This is a genomic window from uncultured Draconibacterium sp. (assembly GCF_913060805.1).
Lineage (GTDB): Bacteria > Bacteroidota > Bacteroidia > Bacteroidales > Prolixibacteraceae > Draconibacterium.
In genome coordinates, this window is record NZ_CAJXTC010000007.1 from 151,851 (window position 1) to 168,567 (window position 16,717).

14 protein-coding genes are annotated in these 16,717 nt (G+C 41.9%); 11 read left to right on the forward strand and 3 right to left on the reverse strand.

All coding sequences use genetic code 11. The annotated features are described in order from the left end of the window. Positions 1 to 132: 132 nt before the first annotated feature. From QZ576_RS06075 to QZ576_RS06085, 3 genes are all read left to right on the forward strand, one after another. Positions 133 to 666 carry a sigma-70 family RNA polymerase sigma factor gene (locus QZ576_RS06075; RefSeq protein ID WP_297095110.1) on the forward strand — a complete coding sequence of 178 codons (534 nt, stop codon included), beginning with the start codon at positions 133 to 135 and terminating at the stop codon, positions 664 to 666. Next, a complete protein-coding gene (locus tag QZ576_RS06080) occupies positions 629 to 1,066 on the forward strand; it encodes a hypothetical protein (protein ID WP_297095112.1) in 438 nt (145 codons plus the stop codon). The genes QZ576_RS06075 and QZ576_RS06080 overlap by 38 nt, the downstream gene beginning before the upstream one ends. Before the next feature lie 90 nt (positions 1,067 to 1,156). Next, the gene (locus QZ576_RS06085) at positions 1,157 to 2,125 is read left to right on the forward strand and encodes a DUF4252 domain-containing protein (RefSeq protein ID WP_297095114.1); all 969 of its coding nucleotides are present in this window, start codon (positions 1,157 to 1,159) and stop codon (positions 2,123 to 2,125) included. Between the two features lie 27 nt (positions 2,126 to 2,152). Here QZ576_RS06085 and QZ576_RS06090 read toward each other — a convergent pair whose 3' ends face one another. Continuing rightward, a complete protein-coding gene (locus QZ576_RS06090) occupies positions 2,153 to 3,412 on the reverse strand; it encodes a diaminopimelate decarboxylase (protein WP_297095115.1) in 1,260 nt (419 codons plus the stop codon). Between the two features lie 102 nt (positions 3,413 to 3,514). Next, positions 3,515 to 5,050, reverse strand: coding sequence for an NAD(P)/FAD-dependent oxidoreductase (locus tag QZ576_RS06095; protein WP_297095117.1), 1,536 nt, complete (start codon positions 5,048 to 5,050; stop codon positions 3,515 to 3,517). Between the two features lie 289 nt (positions 5,051 to 5,339). Here QZ576_RS06095 and QZ576_RS06100 point away from each other — a divergent pair, with 289 nt between their 5' ends. The 8 genes from QZ576_RS06100 to QZ576_RS06135 all read left to right on the forward strand — a co-directional run bounded on the left by QZ576_RS06100 (position 5,340) and on the right by QZ576_RS06135 (position 16,091). Next, entirely contained in the window at positions 5,340 to 6,065 is a 726-nt protein-coding gene (locus QZ576_RS06100) for an ABC transporter ATP-binding protein (protein WP_297095120.1), read from the forward strand. Between the two features lie 100 nt (positions 6,066 to 6,165). Next, entirely contained in the window at positions 6,166 to 7,428 is a 1,263-nt protein-coding gene (locus tag QZ576_RS06105; RefSeq protein WP_297095122.1) for an ABC transporter permease, read from the forward strand. A gap of 27 nt (positions 7,429 to 7,455) precedes the next feature. Then, entirely contained in the window at positions 7,456 to 8,727 is a 1,272-nt protein-coding gene (locus QZ576_RS06110) for an ABC transporter permease (protein WP_297095124.1), read from the forward strand. 75 nt (positions 8,728 to 8,802) lie between these two features. Next, positions 8,803 to 9,933 (forward strand): efflux RND transporter periplasmic adaptor subunit, encoded by a 1,131-nt coding sequence (locus tag QZ576_RS06115; RefSeq protein WP_297095126.1) that lies wholly within the window; start codon positions 8,803 to 8,805, stop codon positions 9,931 to 9,933. Between the two features lie 58 nt (positions 9,934 to 9,991). Beyond that, entirely contained in the window at positions 9,992 to 11,329 is a 1,338-nt protein-coding gene (locus QZ576_RS06120; protein ID WP_297095128.1) for a TolC family protein, read from the forward strand. 471 nt (positions 11,330 to 11,800) lie between these two features. Beyond that, positions 11,801 to 13,975: a DUF5916 domain-containing protein gene (locus QZ576_RS06125; protein ID WP_297095130.1), complete on the forward strand. Its 2,175-nt coding sequence runs from the start codon at positions 11,801 to 11,803 to the stop codon at positions 13,973 to 13,975. A gap of 252 nt (positions 13,976 to 14,227) precedes the next feature. Beyond that, positions 14,228 to 15,148, forward strand: a complete 921-nt coding sequence (locus tag QZ576_RS06130; RefSeq protein WP_297095132.1) for a malate dehydrogenase — start codon at positions 14,228 to 14,230, stop codon at positions 15,146 to 15,148. 502 nt (positions 15,149 to 15,650) lie between these two features. Continuing rightward, positions 15,651 to 16,091, forward strand: coding sequence for an aspartyl protease family protein (locus QZ576_RS06135; protein ID WP_297095134.1), 441 nt, complete (start codon positions 15,651 to 15,653; stop codon positions 16,089 to 16,091). Between the two features lie 16 nt (positions 16,092 to 16,107). Here the strand turns inward: QZ576_RS06135 and QZ576_RS06140 are convergent, their stop codons facing one another. Beyond that, positions 16,108 to 16,704: a hypothetical protein gene (locus QZ576_RS06140; RefSeq protein ID WP_297095136.1), complete on the reverse strand. Its 597-nt coding sequence runs from the start codon at positions 16,702 to 16,704 to the stop codon at positions 16,108 to 16,110. Positions 16,705 to 16,717 lie beyond the last annotated feature (13 nt).

Consider the following 16,717-nt stretch of genomic DNA (forward strand, 5'->3'; position numbering starts at 1 on the left):
GTTGTCATTGGTGGCGCAAAAATAACAAAATTAGTTTTTCTGCCTACCTTGAATTGGAGCGTGAAAATTATTCGACTATTTTTTTTGAGAATGTTTGTTATAAAACTGAAACCAACTCGTCCAATATAACAGATGACCACTGAAGAGTTTAAAAATACGGTGATTCCATATTCGGTAAAGCTGTACCCGATGTTGTTTCGGATTCTCAGAAATGAGGAAGAAACGCGCGATGCCTTGCAGGAATTGATGCTCAGGTTGTGGAACCGGAAGGATGAGTTGGTAAAGTGCACTAACCAGTCGGCCTACATTGTTACAATGGCGCGAAATTACAGTTTCGATCTGCTGAAAAAGAAAAAACCGCAGGCGATAGATGAGAAACATGAATACCGGATTTTGAATATGGAAGCCGATGGAGCAGATTCGGATACAATTGAACGGTATGAGAAGGTAAAACAGGTGATAAAAGATTTGCCGGAGAAGTACAGAACGGTTATTGAGATGCGCGACATTGATGGCTTTTCGTTCGACGAGATTAAGGAAATGACCGGTTATGAAGTGGCCAACCTGCGTGTGATTCTCTCGCGGGCCAGGCAAAAAGTAAAAGAAGAAGTTGAAAAAATTTACGATTATGACACATCAGGAAAATATGCTCGACAAATATTATAGAGGCGAAACTTCGTTGGAGGAGGAAAAAGAGCTGAAAGCCGCCGTTTCAGAAAGTAAAACAAAAACTGCGGAGAAGGATATTTTTTCTTTTTACAAGAACGAAGCCAAAGTTCCGGAAGGATTGGAGGACGATCTTTTTGCCGGAATTGAAAAGCAGACTGTTAAGAAGAAAAGCATTCGAATGCAGTTGTATTCGGTTGTTTCAGCGGCTGCAGTTGTGCTGATCGTTCTAACCGTTTTCCTCGATGTAAGAAGTAAAAAGCAGACAAAATTAGAGGACCAGTTTTTTGTAATGGAGCAAGCCTTATTCCAGGTGTCGGAAAGTTTGCAGCCCGAACCGGAACCCGATGATATGCTTGTTCTTTGGGTTGACGATGATGTGGAAATTATTATAAACTGACAGCGATTTTTTAGTGGTTATTTTAGTGTGAATCCCAAAACCGAAGAGAGAGATTTAAAAGGAAAATGAAACAATTAAAAAGTTAGTGATATGAAAAAGTTAGTAGTATTTGTGTTGATGTTGGGAATTATTTTTCCTGTATTGGCACAGCAGTCTCAGAGCCTGTTTGAGCAGTTAACAGAAAAATATGCCGATCAGGATGGTTTCAGCGCCAGCATGTTAAGTAGCGATATGTTTGATCTGTACCTGAAAAAGAAAAACATCGATGAAAACTCAGAACTGGCAGAAGCGCTGGAAAGTTTGGATAATATTTTAGTGATAAGCCAAAGTCGTTTTGGAGTGGAGCCAAGTGATTTTTTCGGCGATGAAAAACCTGCAAAAAAAGAAAAATCGGGTGAGCCGGAATTATTCGAAGATATACTAAAACATTACAAGCAAAATGGTTATTCGCTATTAAAAACCGAAAAGCGCATGGGAGAAGAGGTAAAGGTTTATCTTCAACGAAATGATGGATTAATAACGGCACTCGCTTTAATTACCAATTCAAGTAGGTCAACTAGTTTGGTAGAATTGGATGGCGATATTGACCTGGCAACAGTTGCCGACCTGAACAAAGCTTTAAACCTGCGCGGATTAGAGAATCTGTATAAAATTGATAATTCATCGTCGAATTATTTTGCCGGACCGGGTAACTTTCCACCATACGAATTTGATGAGGCCCGACTGGCCGAAATTGAAGCACGGGCCCGCGAAATGGCAGAAAAGGCAAGCCTCTCAGAAGAACAAATTGCCAAAATAGAACAGCAGGCGCAAATGCAGTTTGAGAAACAACGCGAGATGATGGAGAAACAGCGTGAGCTGGCCGAGAAATACGGAAGACAACCGATTTTCCTTACCACACCGGGCGATACCAATACGGTTTATTACATCGATGGTAAAAAGGTAAAAAGCGACGAGGTGAAGGAACTATTGAAAAATAATGAGGTGGAACGAATCGAGAAAACCAATGACGACGGTAAAACAGTAATTAAGATAGAAACAAAAAAGGCGCCTAAATAAGCGCCTTTCTTTTTGTTGTATCGTTTTTTAAAAGTCTTTCACACCATCGAAGTCGAGCGTTGCAAAATAATCTTCGATCGTTTCTGCACGTCGGATCTCTGCTACATCGCCATTTTCGCGAAGTAACAACTCGGCAGATTTAAGTTTTCCGTTGTAGTTGAAACCCATTGAGTGACCATGTGCTCCGGTGTCGTGGATAACCACAATATCATCCGGATCAATCTCCGGCAACATACGGTCAATAGCGAACTTATCGTTGTTTTCGCACAACGAACCGGTTACGTCGTATTTTACGTTCGCTTCGTCGTTTTCTTTTCCCATAACCGTAATGTGATGGTATGCACCGTACAGCGCAGGTCGCATCAGGTTGGTCATGCAGGCATCCAGACCGGCGTATGTTTTGTATGTTTTTTTAATGTGACGAACTTTGGTTACCAAATAACCGTAAGGTCCGGTAATGGCACGGCCCGATTCAAAGAATATTTTCAGCGGAGCAAGTCCTGCTTTAACAAGAATATCATCGTAGTGCTTCTTCACTCCGGCGCTAACAAATTCCATGTCAACCGGTTTTTCGCCCGGTTTGTAAGGAATTCCAATTCCGCCACCCATGTTGGCAAATTCAATTTTTACGCCTGTTTTTTCGTAAACCTCAACGATTAAGTTGAACAGTAACTCTGCAGTTTCCACAAAATAGGCCGGTTCAAGTTCGTTTGAAGCCACCATGGTGTGAATACCAAAATGTTTTACACCCTTATCTTTCAGAATTTGATAGCCCTCAATAATTTGCTCGCGGGTAAAACCGTATTTGGCTTCTTCCGGATGTCCGATAATTACATTTCCTTCTTTCAAACTTCCCGGATTATAACGCATACAAATCGTATCCGGAAGTCCAACATTCTTATCAACAAAATCAATGTGCGAAATATCGTCGAGGTTAATAATGGCTCCCAAATCTTTAGCCAACTGAAATTCGTAAGCTGGCGTATCGTTCGAGGTGAGCATAATTTCGTCGCCGCTCATTCCAATACGTTTGGCCAGTTCCAGCTCAGCAATCGAACTACAATCAATACCAAAACCTTCTTCTCTCAAAATCTTCATCAGGTATGGATTTGGTGCGGCTTTAATTGCATAATATTCTTTAAAACCATCGTTCCACGAAAATGCTTTTTGGAAATTGCGTGCATTTTCAAGTATCGCCTTCTCGTCGTAAATATGAAACGGAGTAGGGTGGTTTTCAATAATGCTTTCAAGCTGTTCTTTGCTAAAAGGTAGATTTTTTTCTGCCATGTTTTGTCGTATTATTTTAAGGAGTACAAAGCTAATTGTTTTCCCGAATTTAATAGAATCAATCTAAATAAAAGCGTATTACAGTTAACCGCAAGTTTACAATTATAGCGATTCAATGAAGTGCATGGCTGCTTTTATACCATCGGCAGCACTCGAAATGATTCCGCCGGCATAGCCGCTGCCTTCGCCAACGATGTAGATATTGTCGAAACTTTCGCACAAACCACTCCTGTCGCGAATGACCTGAACGGGTGATGAAGTTTTACTTTCGAAGCCCAGCAAATGGCCGTTTTCAAAACCACGCATTTTGCGTATAAAATCCTGCAAGCCAACCTGCATCGATTCAACAACAGGTTTAGGTAACAAATCCCAAAGCGGTGCCGGTTTTAATCCCAGCGGATAACTGGTTTCAAACTGCGACCCTTTTCCCTTTTGTTTCAGGAAGTCGTTGATGGAACAAGCAGGCGCGGAATAACCATCGGCATATTGATAAAAACTTTCTTCCAGTTTTTGCAGGTTGTCCAGCGCTTCAATGGGCGAAACTGTTTTACCTGCCAGCTCGTCGGGGTGAATGGCGGCTACACAGGCAGCGTTGGCAAAATTACCGTTGCGTTTGTAATAGCTCATACCGTTAACGATGTTGGTATTTTCATAAGCCGCTGCCGGAACTACCATTCCTCCCGGACACATACAAAATGAAAATACCGAATGTTTACCGTCGGCTTGCGAAGTGAGGCGGTATTCGGCGGCTTTCACTCCCGGAAGTTGCGGCTTTCCCCACTGTGCGCGGTTAATGGTTTCCTGTGTGTGCTCCATCCGGCTGCCAATGGCAAAGTTTTTTGTGCGGAAAGGAATGCCTCTTCTGATCAGCATTTTATAGGTCTCAAAAGCGGAATGACCGGGTGCAATAAAAAGTGCATCGGCCGGTAAATTACCTTTGGATGTAACAACCTCTTTCACTTTTGAATTAGCAATTAGCACATCTTCAAGCATTGTTTCAAACAGGAATTTGCCTCCCAAATTTTCAAAAGCTTCGCGGAGGTTCTGCACAATTTTGCGAAGATTGTCAGTTCCTAAATGTGGGTGAGTCATGTATAAAATCTCTTCCGGGGCACCGGCTTCCACGTAGCTCGACAAGATAAACTGTTTTTCTTTTGAAATGCGTTTCGAGCGCGAAGTGAGTTTCCCATCCGAGAAAGTTCCGGCGCCGCCTTCACCAAAAGCGTAATTGTTTTGGGCGCTAAAAACTCCTGTTCGTTCAAAGTTTGAAATGGCCTTGCCGCGTGTTGTAACATCGGAACCTCGTTCGATAAGCGTAACATCAAATCCGGCTTTTTGCAGCACAAAAGCATTAAAGAAACCGGCGGGTCCACTGCCAACCACAACCATTTTTTTGTTGCTTTTTTTATAAGGTATTTCCAGTTTCTCTTTTTCAACCTGTTCGTCGCCTTTTATTTCCGGCGAAGTTACCAGCGCTTTCACCAACCAGTGAATGTTCGATTTATTCCGTGCATCCAGACTTTTGGTCTCCAGCTCGAACGAAAAATTCTTAATCCGCAGTGTTTTGGCAATTTTGCTTTTCAGTAATTCCGTGCTATAGTTGGTCGGTAGTTTAAACGAAACTGATTTTGTTCCCATGTGCTGAAATATTACTGGTCAAAAATACGGAAAGATTACTCGTTTCTGAACACCTTTTCAAAAAAACAAAATTCATTGTAACCTATCAAAAAGTTGTGCGTCCCATAATTGAAAAAGCAAGCAAGTTTTAAAGCCATAAAAACAAAAAACGTGATGAAATATTTTTTTACATGCTAAAACGGGGCGTTCGTCGAAAAAAGATCCGGGGTAAACCTTTTTTTCATCAACTTTATTTCGAAAACAAAAATCAACGGCCACAGAAAGCCATAACAGAAAACAAGTTCAAGCCATGATTAGTCTAAACAATGTTCACAAGTCGTACGTAACGGGAAGTAACTCGTTGCACGTATTAAAAGGAATCGACCTCGAAATCAATTCAGGAGAGTTCGTCTCCATTATGGGGTCATCGGGTTCCGGGAAATCAACTTTGCTTAACATCCTTGGAATTTTGGATAATTACGATGAAGGATCGTATTATCTGAACGGATCATTGGTAAAGGATATGTCGGAAAAGAAGGCTGCCAGACTACGTAACGAGTTGGTAGGTTTTGTTTTTCAGTCGTTCAACCTGATTTCTTTTAAAAATGCCATGGAAAATGTGGCACTTCCTCTTTACTATCAGGGAGTAAATCGTAAAAAGCGTAACAAAATTGCAGAGGAATACCTCGATAAAGTTGGTTTGCTGGAGTGGGCAACACACTTGCCGAGCGAAATGTCGGGTGGTCAAAAACAGCGTGTTGCAATCGCTCGTTCGCTCATCTCTCAGCCAAAAATAATTTTTGCCGACGAGCCAACCGGTGCACTCGACACCAGCACTTCGTACGAGGTAATGGATATTCTGAAAGAAATTAATGACGATGGAATTACAGTTATTCTGGTAACGCACGAGCACGATATTGCTTCGATGACCCAGAAAATTGTGCGATTGAAGGATGGCCGGATCGATGAGATCATTAAAAACGGTGAATTGAAAAACTTTCAGCATCAGTACGCTAAAGAACTGGAAACAGCCTAGGTTGGTTAACAGCCTCAGTCGGGTTTTTGATCCCGACGCTTTGGTCGGGATTTCGACCAGTTTCACTGTTCTCAACTTTTCACTTTAAACTTAAGCTATCATGTTCGATATTGATAAATGGCAGGAGATCTTTGCCACCATCAAAAAAAATAAAATGCGCACTTTCCTCACCGGATTTAGCGTTGCCTGGGGGATTTTCATGTTAATGATCCTGCTGGGAGCCGGTAATGGTTTAAGCAACGGCGTGTCGGAAAACTTTATGCGCGATGCCGTAAATGCCATGTGGTTGTGGAGTGGCCGCACCAGTATTCCTTACCAGGGAATGCAGGAAAACAGGGAAATCCGCTTTACCAATGCTGATTACGATATTCTGAAGGATCTAGAAGGAATTGAGCACACCTCGGGTCGTTATTACATCGGCGGAAACCTCTTTTCATATGGAAGCGAATACGGCGAGTATTCGGCAATAACCTGCCATCCCGATTTAAAAGATGTCGAGTCGATTGAAATTGTTGACGGTCGTTTTGTCAACCAGGTCGACATTGATCAAACCCGGAAATCGGTGGTGCTGGGAAAAGATATTTACGATGCACTTTTTGATGGAAAAGAGGCGATTGGCGAATATGTTCGGGTAAATAACATCCCGTTTAAAGTGGTTGGAATTTGTAAAGAGGGAGGCGGTACTCGTCACCGAAATGCTTACATCCCGGTTACTACAGGGCAAAAAGTATTTAACGGATCAAACCGTCTGCACAACTTTGCCTTAACCATTAACGCCGAAACAATAGAAGAAAGTCAGGCCATTGAAAACCGTGTAAGAGAGAGACTGGCACGCAAACATAAATTCGATGCTACTGACGAATCGGCCATGGGATCATACAGCAAATTGGAGGATGTAATTCAAACCATGAAGATCTTCCAGGCGATTGATATTTTCATTTGGATAATCGGAATCGGAACCCTGATTGCAGGAGTGGTTGGAGTAAGCAACATAATGCTGATCGTGGTAAAAGAACGCACCAAAGAAATTGGTATCCGAAAAGCTATTGGTGCCAGTCCTGCTTCGGTAATTGGATTAATTCTTTTGGAAGCCGTAATGATCACAACAATTGCCGGATACATCGGTCTGGTGCTGGGAACGGGGCTCATGGAAGGATTGAATTTTATCGTGGAGAAACAATTTGAAGCTTCAGCGGCAACTAACGGAGGAAACGGAGAAACCTTGTTCCGCAACCCGACCGTTGACCTGGGAATTGCCATGTCGGCAACATTATTACTGGTGATAGCCGGAGCTATTGCCGGGTACATTCCTGCAAAACGCGCTGCAAAAATCAAACCTATTGAGGCATTGCGCGACGAATAACAGAAACGAAAACAAAAGCAGAAAACAATGTTCGACTTAGACCTTTGGAAAGAAATATTAAGCGCTTTAAAGAAAAACCGGATGCGCAGTTTCATGACCGCTTTCGGTGTGTTCTGGGGAATATTTATGCTGATAATTATGTCGGGAGCCGGTCGTGCCCTTGAAAACGGGGTGATGGACGGAATTAAAGCTTTCGCATCCAACTCGGCATTCTTCTGGACCGAGCGCACCAGCGTGCCTTATAAAGGATTTCAACGTGGACGACGCTGGAACTACAAAAACACAGATATAGAATACATAAAAGCCAACATCAGCGACATTGAATATTTGTCGCCACGATTGTTCGGGCCAAGCAGCGGAGGCGGTGATAATGTAATTCGTGGTAAAAAAACAGGCGCCTTTAATATTTATGGCGATTACCCTGAGTTTTTCAAAATCGATCCGTGGACACCGCTTCAGGGACGACTGATAAATACCATCGATATTCAGCATTCGCGAAAAGTGGTAAATATTGGCGAACGCGTGGTGGAAGTGATGTTCGACAAGGATGAAGACCCGATTGGCGAATACCTGAAAATTAACGGCGTTTACTTCCAGGTGGTTGGTGTGGTAAAAGGTGAAACCCGCGTAAATATTGGCAATGGTAGAAAAAACGAAACCATAATTATGCCATTCACCACCATGCAAAAAACCTTTAACATGGGCGACGATGTGCATTTCTTCTCGGTAACCTCGCAACCCGGAGTACCGGTAAGCAAGGTGGAAGCCCGATTGAAGGAGTTAATGAAAGAACGCCACAGTGTTGCGCCCGACGATCAGCAGGCTGTAGGTTCATTTAACATCGAAGTGGAATGGAAAAAATACATGGGACTGTTCACCGGAATTCAGTTGTTAACCTGGATTGTGGGAATTGGAACTTTGCTGGCCGGTGTAATTGGCGTGAGCAATATTATGCTGGTAATTATTAAAGAACGTACGCAGGAAATTGGTATCCAGCGTGCGATCGGTGCAACACCGGGGAAAGTAATCCTTCACATTGTTGCCGAAAGTGTTTTCCTGACTGTACTTGCCGGATACCTCGGTTTGGCATTAGGTGTGGGCTTGCTTGAGCTGCTAAATATGGTGCTGGAAATGAATGCCGGCGGTAGCGATGATATTTTCTTCCGCCGTCCGGAAATCAGTTTCCGAATGGCAGTTGGAGCACTTTCAGTACTGGTGGTTTCCGGAATATTTGCCGGATTGATTCCGGCGCGGCGGGCAGTGAGTATTAAACCGATTGATGCCTTGCGCGACGAGTAGAAAAGGATTAAGGATTATTGATTAAGGATAAATTGAAACAAAACAATTACAAAAAACAATAAAAGCAAATTAGCCATGAAAAAAGTATTTAGAATTTTAGGAGTTGTAGTATTGGTTGCAATATTTGGAGGAACACTTTTCTTCCTGTACAACAAATCGAAAAAGAAAACAGATTTTTTTGAGAACAAGAATCCGTTCTACAGCGATGTAGTAATGAAAACGGTGGCTACCGGATCGGTGGTACCGCGTTTTGAAATTGAGATCGTTCCGCAGGTTTCGGGAATTATTGACGAATTGTTTGTTGAGGCCGGCGATAAAATTACCAAAGGACAGGTGGTTGCCCGTATCAAAATTATTCCTGATATGGTAACGCTGAATTCTGCCGAAACTCGTGTAAATCGTGCAAAAATTGGTTTTGAAGATGCACAGATCGATTACGATCGTCAGCAGAAATTATTCGATAAAGAAGTGATCTCGTACGAAGAGTTTAAATCGGCAAAAGTGGCTTACGATTCAGCAAAAGAAGAATTGACCGCTGCCGAAAATAATCTGGAATTAATTAAAAACGGTGTAACAAAAAAGGCTGAAACGGCTACTAATACTCTGGTGCGCTCAACCATTAACGGCATGGTGCTGGATGTCCCGGTTGAAGAAGGTAACTCTGTAATTCAGGCAAATACCTTTAACGCAGGAACTACCATTGCTTCGGTTGCCGATATGAGCGATATGATCTTTGAAGGAAATGTGGATGAAACCGAGGTAGGAAAAATTCGCGAAGGAATGCCAATTGAACTGGAAATAGGTGCTATCGACAAAGAAAAATTTGCTGCCGTTTTAGAATATATTTCGCCAAAAGGAGTGGAAGAAAACGGTGCCATTCAGTTTGAAATTAAAGCGAATGTAAAACTTAAAGAAGGCCAGTTTATCCGCGCCGGATACAGTGCAAACGCCAATATCGTTCTGGAGCGCAAAGACAATGTGATGGTTATTCCAGAAGGATTGCTTCAGTTTGAAAACGACTCGTCGTTTGTTGAGGTGAATACAGGTTCGGCCGAAGAGCCAAACTACGAAAAACGTTGGGTACACACCGGCCTTTCTGACGGGATAAATATTGAAATTACCGAGGGATTGAAAGCTGAGGATAAAGTGAAAGGCGAAAAGATCGATCCGAAGAAAGTACAGGAAGCACAAGCCAATAACGGCTAACAATAGGTAATTCACATCGCTTTATGTAAATTCGTGGCAAAACAAAAAACAATACATGATGAAGAATCTTTTAACCTTATTTTTAGGAATTTTACTGTCGGCAGGAGCTTTTAACCTGCAGGCGCAAAACGAATGGGATTTACAAGCCTGTTTCGATTACGCCATCGAAAACAACCTTCAGGTAAAACGACAGGAGATAAATACACGTTACAACGAAACGCTGGTTAAGCAGGCGAAAGACGATAAACTGCCTAACCTGAATGGCCAGATGAGCAACGATTTTAGTTTTGGTCGCTCGTTAACTTACGACAATACTTACGACAATATCAACTCGGCAAGTGTGGCCGGTGGATTAAATACCAGCATGACACTGTTTAACGGAATGACACTGAGCAACACCGTTAGAATGCGCGAGCTCGATTTGCAGGCAACAATGGCCGATCTGCAAAAAACAAAAGACGATATTATGCTGTCGATTGCAGCCGAATATCTCGAAATTCTTTTTGCACAGGAAGTTCAATTGGTTGCCGAGGCTACTATCGAGGTAACCAAACAACAAATTGAGCGCACCCGTCAGCTTGTTGATGCCGGAAGTGAAGCGCGCGGAGCTTTGCTCGAAATTGAAGCGCAGCTGGCTCGCGAGGAGCTGGATTTGGTAAATGCACAAAACCGGGTTCAGTTGGCTTACCTTAATTTGTACCAGTTTTTGGAGCTGCCTATGGCCGAGAGTTTTACTATTGAAAAACCTTTGTTGCCCGAAATTCAGGCCAACCTTACCATGATAAACGCTTACGATGTGTTTAGCACGGCCATTAACGTTCGCCCCGAAATAAAAGCTGCACAGTTGCGCGTTCAAAGTGCAATGAAACAGTTGGATATTGCAAAGGGAAACCGTTACCCGAGTTTGAGTTTTGGTGCCAATTATTACAACCAGTACAACAACCAGTACAAAGACTTTGAAGGAAACCGTATTGATTTGGGCGAACAGCTGAAAAACAACAGCCGCTCGAGTTTGGGATTAACTTTGAGCATCCCGATTTTCAATCGTTTCCAGGTGAAGAACAATATTACCAACTCAGAAATGCAAATTGCTGATTACGAGTATCAACTACAACAAAGTCGTAACGTTTTACGTAGAGACATTGAGCAGGTGTACACCAATGCGCTGGCTGCTTTTAATCGTTACATTTCAACCGATAAAGCAGTGGCTTCAATGAAAGAGGCATTCCGTTACACCGAAGAAAAATTTAACGTGGGTATGATTAACTCAGTAGAATACAACCAAAGTAAAACAAATCTGACCAATGCTCAGTCGGATCTGATACAAGCAAAATACGAATATATTTTCCGCACGAAAATACTTGATTTCTACAACGGTGTACCAATCACCTTGTAGCAGATCTTGCTTGAACATTGTTTTTTGTGCCTCCGGCTGAAAAGTCGGAGGCTTTTTATTTGTTCGTTTTAACCCAAAAAAACTAACCACATTAGGCACACAGAACACATTAGATTTTGTACGTCGTTGTTTGCCAATTGCCAATTCTTCCGCCAGCTTTTTTCCCTTTTTACTTTTTCCTTGTATCACGAACTACATTAGGCACATAGAACGCAATAGACTTTCCTTCTCTGTGGTTCTCCGTGTCTTCTTTGTGTTACCTCTGTGGTTTATTTTTTTCAAAGACGCGAAGTTGCCATTTGCCTACTCCTTCGTAGATCTTCAATCGTTAATCCTCATTCGAAATTCATCATTCTCGCTTGGGTGTATTTATTCTTTTATGCAAACCAATTTTTGTCACTTTGTAGTTATGACAATTTAAATATCTTTACCGACAGTTTATTATACCTAAATCAATTAAAGCTGTTTCTTATGAAGTTGCCTTTACTTTTATTGTTTAGCTTATTTCTTTCGCTGGCCGGCGTCGCCAATGGTTTTGGTTTAAAGTCTGATACCACTTTAAATACCTTCAACAAGGATTATATCTATCACGTAAAAAAATTACAATCGGTAATAAATATCGATGGTGTAATTGACGAAAGCGACTGGGAACGCGCGCAAAAAGCAGATAAATTTTACCGGGTGCTGCCCATCGATACGGGTTTTGCCAAGCAGCCTTCAACAATGATGATGGCCTACGACGATAAAGCTTTGTACGTAGCACAGATATTTTACGATACTATTCCCGGCGATCGTGTTATGGAATCGTTCCGACGCGATTTTAGTTTTGGCAGCAACGACAACCTGCTTATATTCTTCGATACATTTTTAGATCAGACCAACGGTTTTTCGTTTGGGGTTTCGGCCTCGGGAGCCAAGTGGGACGGTACCATGAGTAACGGAAGTAGTGTGTCGCTCGATTGGGATTGCAAATGGGAAATGGAAACCAAACATTACGACGACCGCTGGGTGAGTGAAATGCGTATTCCATTCAAATCGGTGCGTTACCCGAATGGTAGCAAAGAATGGAATGTAAACTTTAGCCGCCTCGATTTAAAATCGGATGAAAAGTCGGCATGGGCTCCTGTTCCAAGGCAGTTTCCTACGGCATCGCTGGCTTATACCGGACGCATGAAATTTGAGGAGCCGCTGCCAAAATCAAAAATGCAGTTTTCGGTAATTCCTTATATTTTGGGTAGTGCTGCTAAAGATTTCGAAGCCGGAACAAATACCGATTATCGTACCGATGTTGGTTTTGATGCCAAAGTTGGTATTTCATCGTCGATGACACTCGACCTGACTTACAATCCTGATTTTGCCCAGGTTGAGGTCGATCAGCAGGTAACGAATATCGATCGTTTCGAATTGTTCTTTCCCGAAAAACGACAGTTCTTCCTCGAGAACAGCGACCTGTTTTCGAGTTACGGATACGCACATACTTTAACTCCGTTTTTCTCGCGCCGGATTGGTTTGGATGCACCTGTGCTTGCCGGTGCCCGTTTAAGCGGAAAGATTGGAAAAGACTGGCGTGTTGGTTTTATGAATATGGCCACTGAAGAAACCGGCGACCTCCTGGCCCGTAATTTTACCGTGGCATCTATACAGAAAAAGGTGTTCACACGATCAAATTTCGGAATAATTGCTGTTAACAAAGAGTACCTCGATGTGCCATCGGACACCAGCATGTTTAACCGCGTAATTGGTTTCGATTATAACCTGGCCAGCAAAGACAATGTGTGGGATGGAAAATTCTTTTACCACCGCTCGTTTCAACCCGATAATCCCGACAAACAATATGCGCAAGGAGCTAGTTTAATGTACAAAACCGCTCATTTTAATCTCGGTATTTTTGAAACTTCGGTGGGCGAAAATTACCGTGCCGAGGCCGGATACGTGCGCCGAACAGGGTATAATTTTATTGGAGGTTCGGCAGGTTATACGTTTGTGCCCAACAAAAAAGTGGCGAGCCATGGCCCGAGTATACAGCTCGATAATTACTATAATCCCGACAATGATCTGATTGAGCACGAATACAAGTTTGAATACGAACTGACCTTTGCAAACCGGGCAGAACTGGGGATTGAATACAGCGACCATTTTGTGCAGTTGCGTAACGATTTTAATCCTACTCAAGATCCGGATAATTATTTACCCGAAGGATCGGAATACGATTTCGGACTTTTTTCTGTTAAGTACCAATCAACCCGTAAATCGTTGTTTACCTGGGAAGCCGAGGCCTCAAAAGGGAGTTTTTACAGTGGCGATATTCAATACCTTCAGGGAGAGTTTGGTTACCGTTTTCAGCCTTACGTAAATCTGACCATGAATTTCAACTATACCGATATGGATTTGGGCGATCCGTTCAGTCGCGAGAAATTCTGGCTGGTAGGCCCGAAAATGGACATCACTTTCACCGATAAAATTTTCTGGTCGACTTTTGTGCAGTACAACGAGCAAATCGATAATCTGAATATCAACTCACGCTTTCAGTGGCGTTACCAACCGGTTTCGGATATTTACCTGGTTTACACCGACAACTATTTTACCGGGAACTGGAACTCACGAAACAGGGCAGTGGTTTTAAAAATGACTTACTGGTTTAATTAAAGGATCTTGCCTGCTGCTAAAATTCGCAAAACCATTTGCGTTTCAATTCGTAAAATTCAAACATAAGTGACAAAAATCACTTCCGTTTCGAGCCGCAAATCGTATGTTTTACCAATTTGTTAAACCGGTTTTGGGGGCTCTGAATTATTTCTAACATCGCGAAAAAAAATTAACTTTGCGTGCCTTAAAACAATTTGACAGACAATTGTTTATAGATAACACGATTTTATAATAATAAAACTCACTAGTAAAATGAAAGTAACAGTAGTTGGAGCAGGTGCAGTAGGTGCAAGTTGTGCCGAGTATATCGCAATTAAAGATTTTGCAGATGAAATAGTATTGATTGACATCAAAGAAGGTTTTGCTGAAGGTAAAGCAATGGATTTGATGCAAACTGCTTCGTTAAACGGTTTTGACTCAACCATCGTTGGAACAACTAACGATTACACTAAAACAGCTGGTAGCGATGTTGCAGTAATTACCAGTGGTATTCCACGTAAACCTGGAATGACTCGTGAAGAGTTGATCGGTATTAATGCCGGAATTGTTAAAGACGTTGCTGAAAAATTGATCGCTGCATCGCCAAACGTAATCATTATTGTGGTTAGTAACCCAATGGATACAATGGCTTACCTGGCACACAAAGCAACTGGTCTTCCTAAAAACCGCATTATCGGTATGGGTGGAGCATTAGATAGCGCACGTTTTAAATACAGATTGGCTGAAGCATTGGAATGTGCACAATCAGACATTTCGGCTATGGTAATTGGCGGACACAGCGATACCGGTATGGTTCCATTAATTGACAAAGCTGTTCGTAACAGTGTTCCTGTTACTGAATTTTTAAGTGAAGAAAAACAAGCTGAAGTAGTTGAAGCTACTAAAGTTGGTGGTGCTACTTTAACAAAATTGTTAGGAACAAGCGCATGGTATGCTCCTGGTGCAGCAGTATCAGAATTGGTTCGTGCCATTGCATTGGATTCTCAAAAAATGTTCCCATGTTCAGCACTTCTTGAAGGCGAGTATGGTTTAAGCGACATTTCAATCGGTGTTCCTTGTATCATCGGTAAAAACGGTATCGAAAAAATCGTTGAAATCGAACTTTCAGATGCTGAAAAAGAAAAATTGACTGCAAGTGCAGAAGGTGTTTCAAAAGTAAACGACTTACTGTAATTCGAAAGAATAAAAACAGCATACAGAGGCTCGCAATTTTTGCGGGCCTTTTTTTGTGAAAGTCACTCCCCATGTTTTTATGTGTATTGCCGTTTGAGTTTCGTCCGGTAGAATCACCTGGCTTCGATCGGCTTTTTTCGCCGGACGATTTCCCTTTGGTCATTCCATCCCGGCGCTAAGCACCGGGTTATTAACATTCGACGCTTCCAGCGTCATGAAAAGTTTGCAATTCCGACATAACTGGTCAATAAACTCGTCTTAACTTTGTAATTTAGTTCAATATCCCGAAGGGATAAAATGTGACTAACCTCGGGTAAAACCCGGGGTTGATGTGCGGTAATTTAAAGGCGCAATCAATAAGCTATTCAAAGCACAATCGTTTTCTGCGCCTGGTAATCTGACTATTTTTATGAAATGCTGTCGACAGGCCTTACTTTCATCCCTGCTGGTGATTCCCGGTAATGCATAATTTTTTGTGCTAATTTGTTTTAAATTTGAAGCCATGCGAACGAAAATACCTATCGACATTATAGAGTTGGAATCCTCGAACTATCATTTAATTCTGCCAACGCAATTTGAAGGACGCGAAAATGCTTATTGGGTTATTGATACCGGGGCATCAAAATCCGTGTTTGATCAAAACCTTGCTGATTTTATAGCCCATACAGAAGAAGGCACCGAAGACTTGCATGCAGCAAATATGAGCGAAGAGCCTTTGAAAACTTCGCTGGGTATATTAAAACCACTGTTTTTTGGAAAACTAAAAGTCGATAACATGAAAGTTGCCCTGATGGATATGAATCATATTAACGAGTTGTACCAAAAAGTTACCGATTACAAAATCTGCGGTTTGCTGGGAAGCGATTTCCTGCTGAATTACAATGCTGTTATTGATTATAAACGGCGGGTGTTGAAGTTGTCAGATCAAAAAACCGGATTTTAATGCCATGCTTTTGGAGCTAATTCATAGTTAACGAATTTACAATCGCCTCCAATTCTTCCTTTTGTTTAGCGATTTGATATGTAATCGTGATGTCGATATAAAAGTCATTCCTTTTCAAGGCGAAATGAGTTTGTTGCATCGTCACCTCCTGAATTGTCATCGTAAGATCGAAAGTATAACAATCAACAGCATTTTTCAGAACCATCTTCTTAATCTCAGAAGTGATGGGATTTAAATTTGCATATTGCTTTTTTACATGTGCTAAATAGTCGTTTTCATTTTTAAGCTCGGGGTAAAGAGTGCACCTTTCTGCAATCATTGAAAGATTGGGTTTAAACTCTTCCTTTTCAATTTCCTGATAAATGGTGAGCAAGTTGGCCACTAATGTGATATCAGATTCATTTGCATCTGCTGCAGTTGCTTTTTTCTCCACTTTGCCCAAAGTGTCCACTTTCCAGTTTTCCGGAACGTTCATCGCTAAATTGAAATAAGTACTGGAATAGATCCCATGCTCCAGCGTTCCTTCTTCAACCGGACCACGTTTAATATTCGTGCAACCCACGCCAATAAATAACAGAACTAAAGAGAAGAAGAAGCCATGTGTTTTTAGCATGATATATAAATTT